Below are 15,811 nucleotides of genomic sequence, written 5' to 3' on the forward strand. Positions count from 1 at the left end.
CCGCACCCGGCGCCGATGGACGAGCCGTGGACCTCGTCGACTACCTGCGCGCGTTGCGCAAGCACTGGATCCTGGTGGTCCTGTCGGTGTTGCTCGGCGTCGGTGGCGGGGTGGGCGCCTACGCGGTGACCCCGCCGGTGTACCGGGCCGACTCCCTGCTCTTCGTGTCCATGTACGACACCGGCAACGCCACCGCCCTCATGCAGGGCAGCATGTTCACCCAGCAGCGCGTGCAGTCCTACACCGGTGTGCTGACGAGCCCGAAGGTCCTGGACCCGGTGATCGACGAGCTGGGCCTGAACACGACGGCGCGGGCGCTGGCCGGTCACGTGAACTCCAGCGCGCCGGTCGGGACGGTCCTCATCGAGGTCACCGTCGACGAGTCCTCGCCGCAGCTGGCCGCCGACGTCGCCAACGCGATCGCCAAGCACTTCGGGAGGGCCGTCAGCGAGCTGGAACAGGCCACCCCGGACACCCTGAGCCCGGTGCGCATCAGCGTGCTGCGGCCGGCGGTCGTCCGCAGCGAGCCCATCGCCCCCGACCTGCTGCGGATGCTCGCGCTGGGTGTGCTGGGCGGTGCGGTCCTGGGGACGGGTCTGGCGGTGCTGCGGGAGGTCCTCGACACGACCGTCAAGACGCTGACCACGATCACCGACCAGGGGGCCCCCGCGCTGGGTGCGGTCCCGTCCGGTGAGGGTGGGCAGCGCCCCGAGCTGGTCCTGGAGGGTTCGCGCTCGCCGCAGGCCGAGGCGCTGCGGCAGATCCGGACCAACCTGCAGTTCGCCGACGTCGACCACCCTCCGCAGGTCGTCGTCGTCACCTCGGCGCTGCCCGGGGAGGGCAAGAGCACGACCGCGGTGAACCTGGCCCTGACGGCGGCGACCGCGGGCGTGCGCACGATCCTCGTCGAGGCCGACCTGCGGCTGCCGAAGGTCTCGCAGTACCTGGGCGTGGAGGACAGCGCGGGGCTGACCACGGTGCTCGCCGGCCGTGCCGACCTCGACGACGTCCTGCAGCCCTACGGGGACACCGGCCTGTCGGTGCTGGCCTGCGGGCCGATCCCGCTCAACCCGGCGGCCCTGCTCGGTTCCCGGCACATGAGCGACCTCCTGGCCCGCCTGCGGGAACGCGCGGACCTCGTGGTCATCGACTCCCCGCCGCTGCTGCCGGTGGCCGACGCCGCGGCGCTGGCCCGGCAGGCCGACGGCGCGATCGTCGTCGTCAAGCACGCCAAGACCACCCGCGAGCACCTGACCCGCGGGCTCGACCGGTTGCGGGCCGTCGACGCGCGCGTCCTCGGCGGGGTGCTCACGATGGTCCCCTCGAAGGCGTCGGAGTACTCCTACGCGTACGAGTACGGCTACGGGTACCAGCCGGCCGTTCCGGTCGACGCCGAGCACGTCGTGCTGGACCGCTAGCGGCCCCGGGCGGGTTGCCGGTCGGGCAGCGCCGCGACGACGGCCGCCAGCGCCTCGTCGAGGCGGCGGCCCGCCTTCAGCTGCTCCTCGAGCTTCTGTCCGTGCACGTCGCCCACGTCGTCGGCGGCGGGGTCCTGCGGTGCGGTCGGCCCACGCCAGGCCGGCGCGGCCGTGACCAGCGCACGCAGCCCGTGGGCGAGGGTGGCGCTGGGCGGCAGCCGCCGCTCACCGGCCAGCCGACGGGCGATCCGGGCCAGTTCCAGGACGGTGAACACCCGCCGCTGGGCGGGGGGCACGGTGGTGATGACGACCGCGCGCTGCTGCCGGGTCATCGTCAGCACGAGGTCGGCGCCGCCGACGAGCTCGGCGTCGAGCTGCCGCGCCGGTTCGGTCGGCACGACCGGCCGGCGCAGCGCCGTGAGGACCCGGGCCACGTCGGGGTCGGCCGGTGCGCCGACGAGCGCGGTGGTCCCGGCCGAGGCCACCCGGATCGTCACCGACTGCTCCCCGAACCGGTCGGTGAGGTGGTGGCGCAGCAGCGCGACCGCCATCGGTGAGCGGCTGACGTTGGCGGTGCAGACGAGCAGGACCTCGAACCGCGTCCGCACGAGCGTCTCCTCGACGACGCTCCTCACGGCGCCATCTTGAGCATCTGCCGGCGTTCGCGCAGCGCCGCGAGCAGCGCCGCCGTCTCGACCTGGGGGGCGCCGTCGAGGATGGACTGCTTGGCCGCCAGCGCGGCCGCGGCCGAGACCTGCTCGTGGCTCAGGCCGCTGGCCGTGGACGCCACCCGCGGCCAGTCCACCGCCCGCAGGTCCAGCCCGCGCAGCCGGCGCAGCACGACCTCCTGGACGACACCGGTGCTGGGCAGCGGGTAGTCCACGACGGTGTCGAACCGGCGCAGCACGGGACGGTCCAGCAGCTGGGGCCGGTGGGTGGTGACCACGAGGACGCTCACCGACTCGTCCGCCTCGAGGAACCCGGCGAAGGCCCGCAGCACGTCCCCCGGCCGGGTGCTGCCGGGCTGGCCCTCGGCGCCGAGCAGCACGTCGACGTCGTCGAACAGGCACACGCCGCGGCTCTGGGCGATCAGGTCGAAGACGAGCGACAACCTGGCGACGGCGTCCTGGGCGGTGAGGTCGGCGATCGTCTCCAGGCGCACCGTGAACAGCGGCAGCCCCAGCTCGGTGGCCAGCACCTCGGCCGTCATGGACTTGCCCGTGCCCGGCTGCCCGGTCAGCAGCAGCTTGCGCAGCGGCTGGAAACCACGCTCGCGCAGCGTCTCGGCGTGCCGCTGTTCCGTCAGGACGCGGTGCAGCCGGGCCATGACGTCACTGCTGAGGGCCAGGTCGGCCAGTCCCACCGACGGCAGCGCGACCGTCAGGACCCGGGCCAGCTCACCGCGCGGCTGCGCGACCGAGGACGGCGGCGCGGGCCGCGGCGGGGCGGGGGGTCGCACCGCGGCGCGCCGGACGTCCAGGAGACGCCGCAGCTCCTCGACCTCCCGGGCGCGGTCACCCTTGCGGCCGGCCTGGTCGATCAGCTCACCGAGGGCGGCCCGGAACCGGGCGTCGTCACCGGAGGTGTGAGCCTCCACGAGTGCCCTGACGTGCGCCGCGGTCGCCAGCAGCCGTCCCTCCACCCGTGAACCTTACCGTGGGTGACGTGACGATCACGGACTTCTCCGTCACCCGACGAGGAGGCAGAAGGGGTGCCCGGCCGGATCGGCGTACACGTACAGCGGCTCGGCCGGGTCGTCGGTGCGGTCCAGCAACAGCGTGGCCCCCAGGGCCAGCGCCCGCTCGTGGTGGTGGTCCAGCGCGGTGCGGTCGGGGACGGTGAAGTCGACGTGCGCCTGCATCGGGACGCCGGCGCTCGGCCACGTCGACCGCGGCAGGTCGTCGACCTGCTGGAAGGCCAGCACACGCCGGGCGTGGTCGTCGAGCAGCACCAGCCAGCCGGCCTCGTCGGGCTCGTCGGACTCGTCGGCCGGCGGCTCGTCGCCGGGCCGGTACTGCAGGGCGAGGAGCTCGCGGTAGAACTCCGCGAGCCCCCGGGCGTCGGTGGTGTCGAGCACCGTGTGCAGGGCACGGGGGAACGGGATCGCCATGGTCTCCAGCCTGAGGCGACCGCCCGCCGTGCGCTCCTTCAACGACGAAGGCCCCCGGGGGATCCCGGGGGCCTTCCTGGTGGGCCTAGGAGGACTTGAACCTCCGACCTCTTCCTTATCAGGGAAGCGCTCTAACCGACTGAGCTATAGGCCCATCACCGCTCGCGCAGCAGGAACAACCTTACCCGACGCGGAGCAGTGCCTCGTACCGAGGTCGTGACGGGTCAGTCGTCCGAGAGCGTCACGTGCAGGCCACCCACGAGCGCCGAGGAGACGTTGTAGAGGAAGGCCACGATCGTCGACAGGGCGGTGAGCAGCACGACGTCCACGACGGCGATGACGGTCGCCAGCGAGATGACCTTGCCGAAGCCGACGTAGTCGACGAGCGCGAAGTCGACGTCGTTGCCCACGACGTCGCGCAGCAGGCCGTCGAGGTCGGTGAAGACGCCCATGCCGTCCAGCACGCTCCACACGACGGCCGTGGCCACCACGAGGGCGATGCCGACGGCCACCGAGAGCAGGAACGACAGCTTCGTCACCGACCAGGGGTCGATGCGGGCCAGCGTCAGCCGCACCCGCCGCGGGACGGAGTCCACCCCGTTGCGGGCACGGGGCTGCTGCCCTGCCGACGGTCCGCTCGTCGGGCGGTTCAGCTCAGCCGCCGGCCGGCCGTTCGGGCCGCTCGAGGCGTCCGACGCCGACGATGCGGTCGCACGTTCGGCGGGAGTCACTCGTCACCTCCGGGATCAGGCTCGTCCGTCGAAGCCTCAGGCGACGGTACGCCATCACCCGCCCCCTCCACAGGCTCGCCGGCCAGTTCCTGCACAGGTGCTCCACCGATCGGGGCCTCGTCGGCCCCCTCGGCGGCGGCCTGGTCGTCCCCGGCGCCGGCGACGTCCGCGATCGGGTCGTCCGCACCGGTGGTCGTCGCCTCGGAAGCCTCCTCGGCCTCCACCTCGGCGTCGATCACCCGTTCGGCGTTGCGGGCGACGGCGATGATCCGGTCGCCGGTCTCGGGCCGGGCGAACGTGACGCCCATGGTGTCGCGGCCCTTGGCCGGCACCTCGTCGACGCGCGAGCGCACGACGCGACCGGCCTGCATGACGACGAGGACCTCGTCCTCGTCGGACACCGTGAGCGCGCCGACGAGGTCGCCGCGTTCCTCGGTCAGCTTGGCCACCTTGATGCCCAGGCCACCGCGGCCCTGCTTGCGGTACTCCCCGATCCGGGTGCGCTTGGCGTACCCGAGCTCGGTGACGACGAAGACGTACAGGTCGTCGCGAGCCACGGCCATCGCCAGGAGTTCGTCGTCGCCGCGGAACTTCATGCCGGTGACGCCGGAGGTGGCCCGGCCCATGGGCCGCAGGTTCTCGTCGGTCGCCTCGAACCGGACGCTCATCCCCTTGCGGGAGACCAGGAACAGGTCCTCGCCCTCGCCGACCAGGGCGGCTCCGAACAGTTCGTCGTCGACCTCCTCGGCCCCCTCGGCGCCGGGGCGCTGCCGCAGGTTGATGGCGATGAGCCCGCCGGAGCGGTTGGAGTCGTACTCCGACAGCCGCGTCTTCTTGACGATGCCGCCGCGGGTCGCCAGCACGAGGTACGGCGCCTGCTCGTAGTCCTCGATGTCCAGGACGGCGACGATCCGCTCCCCCGGCTGGAAGGCCAGCAGGTTCGCGACGTGCTGGCCGCGGCCGTCGCGACCGCCCTCGGGCAACTCGTACCCCTTGGCGCGGTAGACCCGGCCGAGGTTGGTGAAGAACAGCAGCCAGTGGTGGGTCGTCGTGGTGAAGAAGTGCTCGACGACGTCGTCCTCGCGCAGCGAGGCGCCCCGCACCCCGCGGCCGCCCCGGCGCTGGGCGCGGTAGAGGTCGGTCCGGGTGCGCTTGGCGTAGCCGCCGCGGGTGACCGTGACGACGACGTCCTCGACCGGGATGAGGTCCTCGGCGGTCATGTCGCCCTCGAAGGGCAGGACCTGCGTCTTGCGCTCGTCGCCGTAGCGTTCGACGAGTTCGGCCAGCTCGTCGCCGACGATCTGGCGCTGACGCTCGGGGCTGGCGAGGATCGCGTTGAAGTCCTCGATCATCGCCATCAACGTGTCGTAGCGGTCGGTCAGCCGCTGACGTTCCAGGGCGGCCAGCCGGCGCAGCTGCATGTCGAGGATCGCGCGGGCCTGGACCTCGTCGATCTCGAGCAGTTCCATCAGGCCCTCGCGCGCGGCCTCGACCGTGGCCGAGGCGCGGATCAGCGCGATGACCTCGTCGAGGACGTCGAGCGCCTTGAGCAGCGCGCGCAGGATGTGCGCTTCCTCCTCGGCCTTGCGCAGCCGGAAGCGCGTGCGGCGGACGATGACGTCCAGCTGGTGGGTGATCCAGTGCTTGAGGAAGGCGTGGATCGGCAGCGTGCGCGGAACCCCGTCGACCAGCGCGAGCATGTTCGCGCCGAAGTTCTGCTGCAGCTGCGTGTGCTTGTAGAGGTTGTTCAGGACGACCTTGGCGACGGCGTCGCGGCGCAGGATGATGACCAGCCGCTGCCCCGTCTTGCCGGACGTGTGGTCCTGGACGTCCGCGATGCCGGTGAGCCGGCCGTCGCGCACGAGGTTGGCGATGTTCTCGGCGAGGTTGTCCGGGTTGACCTGGTAGGGCAGTTCGCTGACGACCAGGCAGGTCCGGTTCTGGATCTCCTCGACGGTGACCACGGCCCGCATGGTGATCGAGCCGCGGCCGGTGCGGTAGGCGTCGGCGATGCCCCGCTGGCCGAGGATCTGCGCGCCCGTCGGGAAGTCCGGGCCCTTGATGCGCTGCAGCATCGCCGCGAGCTGCTCCTCGTCGGAGGCCTCGGGGTTGTCCAGCAACCACCTCACCCCGTCGGCAACCTCCCGCAGGTTGTGCGGGGGGATGTTGGTCGCCATGCCGACGGCGATGCCGGCCGACCCGTTGACCAGCAGGTTCGGGAACCGGCTGGGCAGGACGTCGGGTTCGGTGGTGTGGCCGTCGTAGTTCGGGGAGAAGTCGACGGTCTCCTCGTCGATGTCCCGGACCATCTCCATGGCCAGCGGGGCCATCCGGCACTCGGTGTACCGCGGGGCCGCGGCCGGGTCGTTGCCCGGTGAGCCGAAGTTCCCCTGCCCGTCGACGAGCGGGTAGCGCAGCGACCAGTCCTGCGCGAGCCGGACGAGGGCGTCGTAGATCGAGGAGTCACCGTGCGGGTGGTAGTGACCCATGACGTCGCCGACGACGCGAGCGCACTTGGAGTACCCGCGGTCGGGGCGGTACCCGCCGTCGTACATCGCGTACAGCACCCGGCGGTGCACCGGCTTCAGACCGTCCCGCACGTCCGGCAGCGCCCGCGAGACGATGACGCTCATCGCGTAGTCGAGGTAGGACCGCTGCATCTCGGCCTGCAGGTCGACCTGCTCGATGCGGTCGCCGGTGGGGGGTTCGGTGGTGCTCTCGCTCACGGTGGGGACTGCCTCTCAGCTCACGGTCTCGACGGATGTTCCACGTGGAACAGCGGCTACACGTCGAGGAACCTCACGTCGCGGGCGTTGCGCTGGATGAAGGTGCGCCGGGAGTCGACGTCCTCACCCATGAGCACCGAGAAGATGGCGTCGGCCGCCGCGGCGTCCTCCAGGGTCACCTGGAGCAGCGTGCGGTGGTTGCGGTCCATCGTGGTCTCGGACAGTTCGTCCCAGTTCATCTCGCCCAGGCCCTTGTAGCGCTGGGTCCGGCCTTCCTTGGGCAGTTTCTTGCCGGCGGCCAGCCCGGCCTCGATGAGCGCGTCGCGTTCGCGGTCGGAGTAGGCGAACTCGTGGTTCTCCATGCCCCCCAGCCACTTGATGCGGTACAGCGGCGGCTGGGCGAGGTAGACGTGGCCGCCCTCGACCAGCGGGCTCATGTAGCGGAACAGCAGCGTCAGCAGCAGCGTGCGGATGTGCTGACCGTCCACGTCGGCGTCGGCCATGATGATGATCTTGTGGTACCGCAGCTTCTCGAGGTTGAAGTCCTCCCCGATGCCGGTGCCGAAGGCCGTGATGAGGGCCTGCACCTCCTGGTTGCCCAGGGCGCGGTCCAGCCGGGCCTTCTCGACGTTGAGGATCTTGCCGCGGATCGGCAGGATCGCCTGGGTGCGGGGGTCGCGGCCACGGGTGGCCGAACCGCCCGCGGAGTCCCCCTCGACGATGAAGACCTCGCACTCGGCCGGGTTGTTGGACTGGCAGTCCTTCAGCTTGCCCGGCAGCGAGTTGCGCTCCAGCAGCGACTTGCGGCTGGCCTCGCGCGCCTTGCGGGCGGCCTGCCGGGCGATCGAGGCCGACTGCGCCTTCTTCGCGATCGTCCAGGCCTCCTTGGGGTTGGCCTGGAACCAGTGGCCGAGGTGCTCGCGCACCTGCGCCTGCACGAAGGTGCGGGCCAGCGTGTTGCCCAGCTTGGTCTTGGTCTGCCCCTCGAACTGCGGCTCGGACAGCTTGACCGAGATGACGGCCGTCAGGCCCTCGCGGATGTCGGAGCCGTCGAGCGACTCGTTCTCCTTGAGGATGGCCGGCTTCGCGGTGCGCGCGTAGTCGATGACGAGGTTCGTCAGCGCCGTGCGGAACCCCGCCTCGTGGGTGCCGCCCTCGGAGGTGTTGATGTTGTTGGCGTAGGTGAAGACCGCCTCGGAGTAGGCCGTGGTCCACTGCATCGCGATCTCGACCGCGATGCCCTTCTCCTTGTCCTCCGCCTCCAGCGAGATGACCGTCTCGTGCAGCGGGTCGTTCTTCTTCTGCGCGTTGATGTGCTTGACGTAGTCGATGAGACCTTCGTCGTAGCGGTACCGCACGCTGCGCTGCGGCTTGTCGTCCGTGGCGGCCTCGGCGGTCTCGTCCTCGGGGTGGATCCGCTCGTCGCACAGCGAGATCGTCAGGCCCTTGTTGAGGAACGCGCGCTGCTGGAAGCTCGTGCGCAGCGTCTCGTAGGAGTAGTCGGTCGTCTCGAAGATCTCGTCGTTGGCCCAGAACGTGATGGTCGTCCCGGTCTCGTCGGTCTCCTCGCCCTTGGCCAGCGGGGCCAGCGGCACACCGTTGGCGTAGGACTGCCGCCAGGCGTGGCCCTGCCGGCGGACCTCGACGTCCAGGCGCGTCGAGAGCGCGTTGACGACCGAGCTGCCGACCCCGTGCAGGCCGCCGGAGACGGCGTAGCCGCCGCCGCCGAACTTGCCGCCGGCGTGCAGCACCGTCAGGACGACCTCGACGGCCGGCCGGCCCTCACCGGGCATGACGTCGACGGGGATGCCACGGCCGTTGTCGACGACGCGGACGCCGCCGTCGGCCAGCAGCGTCACGTCGATGGTGTCGCAGTGACCCGCGAGCGCCTCGTCCACGGAGTTGTCGACGATCTCGGCGACCAGGTGGTGCAGACCGCGCTCACCGGTGGAGCCGATGTACATGCCGGGACGCTTGCGGACGGCCTCGAGTCCTTCGAGGACGGTGATCGCGTCCGCGCCGTACTCGGGGTTGGGGGCACCGTCGGGTGCGACCGCGTCGGCCAGGGAGGGAGCGCCCTCCGGGTTGAGATCCTCGGGACCGGGCGTCTGGTCGTCTGGCACGAGCGGGTGCTCTCCCTCCGCATCGAGGCGATCAGAGGGCAGCGTCCGGGCGAGGGCCCGTCACGCAGCACTGATCAGGGACAAGGGCCCTCACGACCGCCAGCTTCACCACCATTCTACCCCGAGAACGCCCGGCCTCGCGCTGCGCGCGCCCCAGCGCGCCCGGAGAGCGGTTCGACCCCCCGGTGGTGTGGGGGACCACACACCGGGGGGCTGACGCGGCGTGAGAGCTGATCCGGGGCAGATCACCCGGATCTACCCGTAGGTGTCGCGCGGTCCCCGCCCACCCGGCGCCGACCGGCCGCCCTTGCGCCACGACGGTCCCTGCGGACCGCGCACGACGACCTTCGTCACCACCCCGTGGCCCAGCTCCTCGTCCAGCCGGCGCACCAGGTGGCTGGTCAGCAGCCGCACCTGCGTCGCCCAGGCCGTGGACTCGGCCCGCACGACGAGCGTGCCGTCCTTGAGCGTCTCGGGAGTGCAGTGCCCGGCGAGTTCGGGCCCCACGACGACGTCCCAGCGCCCGAACGCGCCGCCGACGGCGACGGGCTGCTCCCAGCCGCGCTCACCGACGAGCCGGCCCAGGGTGTTCTCCAGCGATTGCGGGTCCCGGGCGTCGGGCCAGGCCCCCGAACGGGCCGACGCGCTGCCGCGACGTTCCTCGCGCCACTCCTCGCGGGACTTCCCCGCCCCGCCCAGGGGGACCCGGCCGGGGCGCAGGCCCTTGGCGGCCGCGGCGGCCCGGGCGCGGCCCAGCGCGGTGCGGGCGAGGTCGGCTCCGGTGGTGTCGCCCTCCTCGGGGAGCTCACCGCCCTCGGGTCCGTCCTCGCCCGGGCCGTCAGTCACCGCCGCCTCCTCCGCCGTCCCCGGCACCGTCGTCGGCATCGTCCACCTCGTCCTCCCGGACGGCGAAGCCGGTGCGGACGTGCACCCGGTCGGCGCGCTCGCCGCGCAGCGCGGCGGGCACGTCCTCGGGGACGGCCGCGGTGACCAGCACCTGCTCGGCGTCGGCCACGACCTCGGACAGCCGCTCGCGCCGGCCCGCGTCCAGCTCGGCGAAGACGTCGTCGAGGACCAGCACGGGGCCGCCCGGGTCGTCCATGGCGTCGTCGGCCAGCAGCAGCCGGTAGCTGGCCAGCCGCAGGCCCAGGGCCACCGACCAGCTCTCCCCGTGACTGGCGTACCCCTTGGCCGGCATCCCGCCCAGGGTCAGCACCAAGTCGTCGCGGTGCGGGCCCACCAGGCACACCCCGCGGTCCAGCTCGGCCTTGCGCTGCTCGGCCATCTCCGCCAGCAGCGCCTCACGCAGCTCCTCACGTCCCGGCGCGGCGCCGCCGGGGGTCGTCGCGACGCCCTCGGCCAGCAACGGCAGGGACGAGCGGTAGCCCAGCTCGAGGTCGCCCTGGCCCTTGCTCACCGAGCGGTAGGCGTCGTCGGCGGGTTCGCGCAGGTCGGCCAGCAGCGCCAGCCGCGCCGACAGCAGCTCGGCGCCCGTGGCCGCGAGGTGCTCGTTCCACACCTCGAGTGCGTGGGGGTCGGCCCGCCCCGAGCGCACCGCGGCCCCGGCCGACTTCAACAGGGCCGTGCGCTGGCGCAGGATCCGGTCGTAGTCGGCCCGCACCCCCGCCACCCGCGGCCACCGGGTGACCAGCAGCTCGTCGAGGTAGCGCCGGCGTTCGCCGGGGTCGCCCTTGACGAGGGCCAGGTCCTCGGGGGCGAACAGCACGGTCCGCAGGACGCCGAGGACGTCCCGGGTCCGGCGGACCGGGTTGCCGTTCAGCCGCGCGCGGTTCGCCTTGCCCGGGGTGATCTCGAGCTCGACGAGCGCCCGGCGGCCGCCGCGCACCAGCCCCGCCCGCACGACGGCGCGCGCCGCGCCCTGCCGCACGAGCGGGGCGTCACCGGAGACCCGGTGGCTGCCCAGCGTCGCGACGTACCCGATGGCCTCGACGAGGTTCGTCTTCCCCTGCCCGTTGAGGCCGACGAAGGTCGTCGTCCCCGGACGGAGGTCGAGCTCGAGGCGCTCGTAGGAGCGGTAGTCGACGAGCGACAGGTGCGCGACGTGCACGCGGCGTCAGTCCCGGCGGGTCAGCTGTTGGTCGACCCCGAGCCCGAGCTGGGCCCGGCGGAGGTGACGGCGTGGCCGCCGAACTGGTTGCGCAGCGCGGCGACGGCCTTGATCGACGGCGAGTCCTCCTGGCGGGAGGAGAAGCGGGCGAACAGCGCCGCCGCGAGCACCGGCATCGGCACGGCGTTCTCGATGGCCTGCTCCAGCGTCCAGCGGCCCTCGCCGGAGTCCTGCGCGTAGCCGCGGATGTTGTCCAGCTTGGGGTCCTCCTCCAGGGCGCGGACCATGAGGTCCAGCAGCCAGGAGCGGACGACGGTGCCGCGGGTCCAGGCCTTGAAGACGGCCGGGACGTCGTGGATGATCCCCTTCGCCTCGAGCAGCTCGTAGCCCTCGGCGTAGGCGTGCATCAGGCCGTACTCGATGCCGTTGTGGACCATCTTGGAGTAGTGGCCCGCGCCGACGCCGCCGGCGTGCACGAAGCCCTCCTCGCGCGGGCCCTCGGGGCGCAGCGCGTCGAAGATCGGCATCGCCAGGTCGACGTGGCCCTTCGTGCCGCCGACCATCAGGCCGTAGCCGTTGTCCCGGCCCCACACGCCGCCGGAGACACCGCAGTCGAGGTAGCCGGTGCCGCGCTCGGCGAGCAGCTTGGCGTTGACCTCGTCGTCGGTCCACTTGGAGTTGCCGCCGTCGATGACCAGGTCACCGTCCTTGAGCAGCGGAGCCAGGTTGGCGACGGTGTCCCGGGTGATCTTCCCCGAGGGGACCATGACCCAGACGACCTTGGGCGAGGGCAGCGCCTCGACGAGGGCGGCGAGGCTGGGGACGTCGGTGACCTCGGGGTTCGGGTCGTACCCGGTGACCTCGATGCCCTTGTCGCGCAGGCGGGAGCGCATGTTCCCGCCCATCTTGCCGAGACCGACGAGACCGATGTGCATGGCCAGACGCTTCCCTTCTCGCGCCCGGCCGTGCGGCCGGGCAGTTGTTCGTACCGAGCTGTGCCCCGGGCTGAGCCCGGGCTCAGCCGGCGAGGCGGACCGGCATCAGCAGGTACCGGTAGCTGTCGTCGTCGTCCCCGTCGAGGTCCGCTTGGCCCGTGAGGACCGCCGGGCGGGTCGCCTGGGTGAACGAGAGCCGGGCGTACGGGGCGGCCAGCGCCCCGAGCCCGTCGAGCAGGAACTGCGGGTTGAAGGCGATGGCGATGGACTCACCGACGAGGGTGGCCTCGAGAGCCTCCGTCGCCTGCGCGTCCTCGCCCTGCCCCGCCTCCAAGGACAGCACGCCGTCCTCGAAGCGCAAGCGCACGGGCGTGTTGCGTTCGGCGACCAGGGCGACGCGCTTGACGGCCTCGGTCAGCGCGGCCGTCGAGACGACGGCGTGCGTGGGCGACTCGGCCGGGAACAGCGCGCGGACCTTGGGGTACTCCCCGTCGACCAGCAGCGACGTCGAGTACCGCCCACCGGCCTGGAAGCCGATGAGGTCGCTCTTGCCGTCGGCCAGGGCGAGGGTGAGGTTGCTGGAGGAACCCAGCGAGCGCGCGACGTCCGACAGCGTGCGGGCCCGGACGAGGGCGACGGCCGAGATGTCGGTGGACGTCGGCTTCCAGCGCAGCTCGCGCACGGCGAGGCGGTACCGGTCGGTCGCCAGGAGGGTGAGCCGGTCGCCCTCGATCTCCATCCGGACACCGGTGAGGATCGGCAGCGTCTCGTCCCGGCTGGCGGCGACGGTCACCTGCGCCACGGCCTCGGTGAACTCGCTGCCGGCGATCTCGCCCGAGGAGTCCGGCAGCTGCGGCAGCGAGGGGTACTCGTCCGCGGTCATCGTCAGCAGCGTGAACCGGCTCGCACCGCACGTCACGACGACCTTGGAGCCCTCGGTCGTCAACGTCACGGGCCGGTTCGGCAGGCTGCGGGAGATGTCGGCCAGCAGCCGCCCCGAGACCAGCACCCGTCCGGCCGTGCGGACGTCGGCGGGGAGCTCCACCCGGGCGGAGACCTCGTAGTCGAAGGTCGCCAGCTTCAGCGACCCCTCCTCGGTGGCCTCGAGCAGCACACCCGCCAGCACCGGCACCGGCGGCCGCGAGGGCAGAGCCCGGGCCGCCCACGCGACGGCGTCGGCCAGCACGTCGCGCTCGACCTGCAACTCCACCAGGCACCGCCTTCCGTCGTGATCGTGAACTCCAGGCCCGTGCGGTGCCGAACGTCGGCCGACCGGACTCGTCGGTCGGACTCGTCGGTCGAGATCGTCACCACGGGCGGCTTCCGACAGTAGTGGAGAGCGGGGACGGGGGTGAACGCGCCTCCTCGACTCGGCCGTCGGTCACTCTCCGTGGCGATCACTGTCCGTAATCACTCTAGATCACTCTCCGTGATCACGTCCTGGAGGTACCGGCACAGCTTGTTCGAACGGGGTCCCGGAACCGGGCGTCCTCCTCTGCTCCGGGCCGTCCTTCCCCACAACCAGTCCACACTGGACGTGGGTTGACGGACTTCACCGTAGAGGGATCAGTCGTAGTAGTCACCCTTGTGGACCCTGTGGACGACGCGGCATCTGCGCAGGTCAGGGGCCGGATGTGTGCCTGTTCGACGTGTGGAGGACCTGAGGATCCGCAGTCTCCGTCGTCCACAGGACGTCGCGGTCCGCGGCCGTCGTCCACCGTCGTCCCCAGGCGGTCCCCATGGCGCCCACGCGTTGTCCACCGCGTTGTCCACCGGTGGGGACAGCTTTGTCCACAAGGCTTTCCCCAGAGTGTGGACAACTGTGGACAGCGCGGTGGGCGGGTGCCCGGCGTGACGGGTGGTGCCCGGGCGCTCCTCCTGGCTGCTTCGCTGTCACCCCTGACCGGCCCGACCCCGAAAGGCCGCTGCGGGCCCGCTCACAGGCCGGTCAGGAGGGCTGGACGGGGCCGTCGGACGCAGAACAGCCCCCGACGCGCTGGGCGTCGGGGGCTGCTGGTGCGGACTGCTGAGGGCCTGGCGTCAGGCGCCGGCCTGCTTCTTGATGCGGTTGGTCAGCTCGGTGACCTGGTTGTACGTGCTGCGTCGCTCGGCCATCTGCTGCTTGATCTTGCGCTCGGCGTGCATGACGGTCGTGTGGTCGCGGCCGCCGAAGTGCTGGCCGATCTTCGGCAACGACAGCTCGGTGAGCTCCCGGCACAGGTACATCGCGATCTGGCGGGCCGTCACCAGGGTCCGCGAGCGGGAGGTGCCGCACAGGTCCTCCAGCGTGACGCTGAAGTACGAGGCCGTCTGACCCATGATCGCCGCCGCCGTGATCTCCGGCGTCTCGTCGCTGGGGATGAGGTCGCGCAGGACGATGTCGGCCAGCTGCATGTCCACGGGCTGGCGGTTGAGGCTGGCGAAGGCCGTCACCCGGATGAGGGCACCCTCGAGCTCGCGGATGTTCGAGGAGATCTTCGAGGCGATGTACTCGTTGACGTCCTCGGGGACCTCCAGCCGTTCACCGATCGCCTTCTTGCGCAGAATGGCGATGCGGGTCTCCAGGTCCGGCGGCTGGACGTCGGTGATGAGTCCCCACTCGAAACGGCTGCGCATCCGGTCCTCGAAACCGGACAACTGCTTGGGCGGCAGGTCGGAGGTGATGACGACCTGTTTGCTCGCGTTGTGCAGCGTGTTGAAGGTGTGGAAGAACTCCTCCTGCGTCTGGACCTTGTTCGACAGGAACTGGATGTCGTCGATCAGCAGGACGTCGACGTCGCGGTGCCGGCGCTGGAACGCCTGCGCCTTGTCGTCGCGGATGGAGTTGATGAAGTCGTTGGTGAACTCCTCCGAATTCACGTACCGCACCTGCACACCCGGGTAGAGGTTCTGCGCGTAGTGCCCGATGGCGTGCAGGAGGTGGGTCTTGCCCAGCCCGGACTCCCCGTAGATGAACAACGGGTTGTACGCCTTGGCCGGTGCTTCCGCGACGGCGACGGCGGCCGCGTGCGCGAAACGGTTGCTGGAACCGATGACGAAGGAGTCGAAGATGTACTTCGGATTCAGCCGGGAGTTCTCGGTCTTCGCGGTGGAACGGTTCCGCGGCGCCTGCCGGCCGGTTCCGGGGCCCCGGTCGACCTTGTACCCGGTGAACAGCAGGTCGGGGTCGGAATCGTCGAGCGGCGATTCCTCGTCGACTCCGGCGAGCCGGTCGTCGGCCGACCGCCCGGCCGTCGACGCCTCCGAGTCCAGGGCCGTGGGGGCCCCGACGCGTTCCCGCTCCACGCTCGGGACGCCGTCGTCCCCGACCGAGCGCTCACCGGTGCGCTCGGGGGTGAGCATCTGGGCGATCGAGGGGTCCACCGTCACGGCGAGGCGGATGCTCGAGCCGTAGGCGTCCGAGAGGGCGCGGGTCAGCGGTTCGCGGACCTTCTGCTCGATGACGTCCTTGGTGAGGTCGTTCGGGACGGCCAGCAGCGCCGTGCCGTCCAGCAGGCCGAGCGGCCGGGTGAGACGGACGAACGCTCGCTGGTGCTGGGTGACGTTGTCGTCCAGTTGCGCGACGGCGCGCTCCCAGACGCTGGGGAAGTCCCCTCCGTCGGTCTCCACTCGAGCCCTCTCCCCCGTCGTGACGCATCCGGTCGACGGGTCTTGTCCACACCCTTGTCCACAGCTGTGCATGGAGATCGGGTGCGACGAA

Annotated in this window: 11 protein-coding genes, 1 tRNA gene and 1 pseudogene; 1 reads left to right on the plus strand and 12 read right to left on the minus strand. The window is 71.6% G+C overall.

Translation table 11 applies throughout. The features are described 5' to 3' along the window. The first annotated feature begins 26 nt into the window (after positions 1 to 26). A complete protein-coding gene (locus ACRYR2_RS06120) occupies positions 27 to 1,418 on the plus strand; it encodes a tyrosine-protein kinase domain-containing protein (protein ID WP_432561946.1) in 1,392 nt (463 codons plus the stop codon). On the opposite strand, the gene ACRYR2_RS06125 is transcribed toward ACRYR2_RS06120, so the two are convergent. The 12 genes and pseudogenes from ACRYR2_RS06125 to dnaA form a co-directional block, all read right to left on the minus strand. Beyond that, entirely contained in the window at positions 1,415 to 2,053 is a 639-nt protein-coding gene (locus tag ACRYR2_RS06125) for an arsenate reductase/protein-tyrosine-phosphatase family protein (protein ID WP_432561947.1), read from the minus strand. The genes ACRYR2_RS06120 and ACRYR2_RS06125 overlap by 4 nt on opposite strands. Then, positions 2,050 to 3,060, minus strand: a complete 1,011-nt coding sequence (locus tag ACRYR2_RS06130; protein ID WP_432561948.1) for an AAA family ATPase — start codon at positions 3,058 to 3,060, stop codon at positions 2,050 to 2,052. Before ACRYR2_RS06130 ends, ACRYR2_RS06125 begins: the two co-directional genes overlap by 4 nt. Before the next feature lie 45 nt (positions 3,061 to 3,105). Next, positions 3,106 to 3,528, minus strand: a complete 423-nt coding sequence (locus ACRYR2_RS06135) for a VOC family protein (protein WP_432561949.1) — start codon at positions 3,526 to 3,528, stop codon at positions 3,106 to 3,108. Between the two features lie 77 nt (positions 3,529 to 3,605). Then, positions 3,606 to 3,682 (minus strand) — tRNA-Ile (locus ACRYR2_RS06140). Positions 3,683 to 3,752: 70 nt separating this feature from the next. After that, positions 3,753 to 4,124 (minus strand): DUF3566 domain-containing protein, encoded by a 372-nt coding sequence (locus tag ACRYR2_RS06145; RefSeq protein WP_432561950.1) that lies wholly within the window; start codon positions 4,122 to 4,124, stop codon positions 3,753 to 3,755. Positions 4,125 to 4,255: 131 nt separating this feature from the next. Beyond that, on the minus strand, positions 4,256 to 6,919 hold the full coding sequence (gyrA, locus tag ACRYR2_RS06150; protein ID WP_432562011.1) for a DNA gyrase subunit A: 2,664 nt from the start codon (positions 6,917 to 6,919) through the stop codon (positions 4,256 to 4,258). 122 nt (positions 6,920 to 7,041) lie between these two features. Further along, complete coding sequence (gene gyrB, locus ACRYR2_RS06155; RefSeq protein ID WP_432561951.1) at positions 7,042 to 9,108, minus strand: DNA topoisomerase (ATP-hydrolyzing) subunit B; 2,067 nt, start codon at positions 9,106 to 9,108, stop codon at positions 7,042 to 7,044. Positions 9,109 to 9,363: 255 nt separating this feature from the next. After that, a complete protein-coding gene (locus ACRYR2_RS06160) occupies positions 9,364 to 9,993 on the minus strand; it encodes a DciA family protein (protein WP_432561952.1) in 630 nt (209 codons plus the stop codon). Then, positions 9,947 to 11,176 (minus strand): DNA replication/repair protein RecF, encoded by a 1,230-nt coding sequence (gene recF / locus ACRYR2_RS06165; RefSeq protein ID WP_432561953.1) that lies wholly within the window; start codon positions 11,174 to 11,176, stop codon positions 9,947 to 9,949. Before recF ends, ACRYR2_RS06160 begins: the two co-directional genes overlap by 47 nt. 20 nt (positions 11,177 to 11,196) lie before the next feature. Beyond that, positions 11,197 to 12,123, minus strand: a pseudogene (gene gnd / locus ACRYR2_RS06170) (phosphogluconate dehydrogenase (NAD(+)-dependent, decarboxylating)); the annotation flags it as partial. Positions 12,124 to 12,193: 70 nt separating this feature from the next. Beyond that, positions 12,194 to 13,321: a DNA polymerase III subunit beta gene (dnaN, locus tag ACRYR2_RS06175; protein WP_432561954.1), complete on the minus strand. Its 1,128-nt coding sequence runs from the start codon at positions 13,319 to 13,321 to the stop codon at positions 12,194 to 12,196. An 830-nt stretch (positions 13,322 to 14,151) separates the two neighbouring features. Further along, entirely contained in the window at positions 14,152 to 15,720 is a 1,569-nt protein-coding gene (gene dnaA, locus ACRYR2_RS06180) for a chromosomal replication initiator protein DnaA (RefSeq protein WP_432561955.1), read from the minus strand. Between the last annotated feature and the right edge of the window lie 91 nt (positions 15,721 to 15,811).

The organism is Kineococcus deserti (assembly GCF_050871945.1).
Classification (GTDB): Bacteria; Actinomycetota; Actinomycetes; order Actinomycetales; family Kineococcaceae; genus Kineococcus.

Excerpts from the sequence above, each read along its gene's own strand:
- ACRYR2_RS06135 (WP_432561949.1), bottom strand. The coding sequence starts at position 3,528 with ATGGCGATCCCGTTCCCCCGTGCCCTGCACACGGTGCTCGACACCACC.
- ACRYR2_RS06160 (WP_432561952.1), bottom strand. The coding sequence starts at position 9,993 with ATGCCGACGACGGTGCCGGGGACGGCGGAGGAGGCGGCGGTGACTGAC.
- gyrA (WP_432562011.1), bottom strand. The coding sequence starts at position 6,919 with ATGCAGCGGTCCTACCTCGACTACGCGATGAGCGTCATCGTCTCGCGG.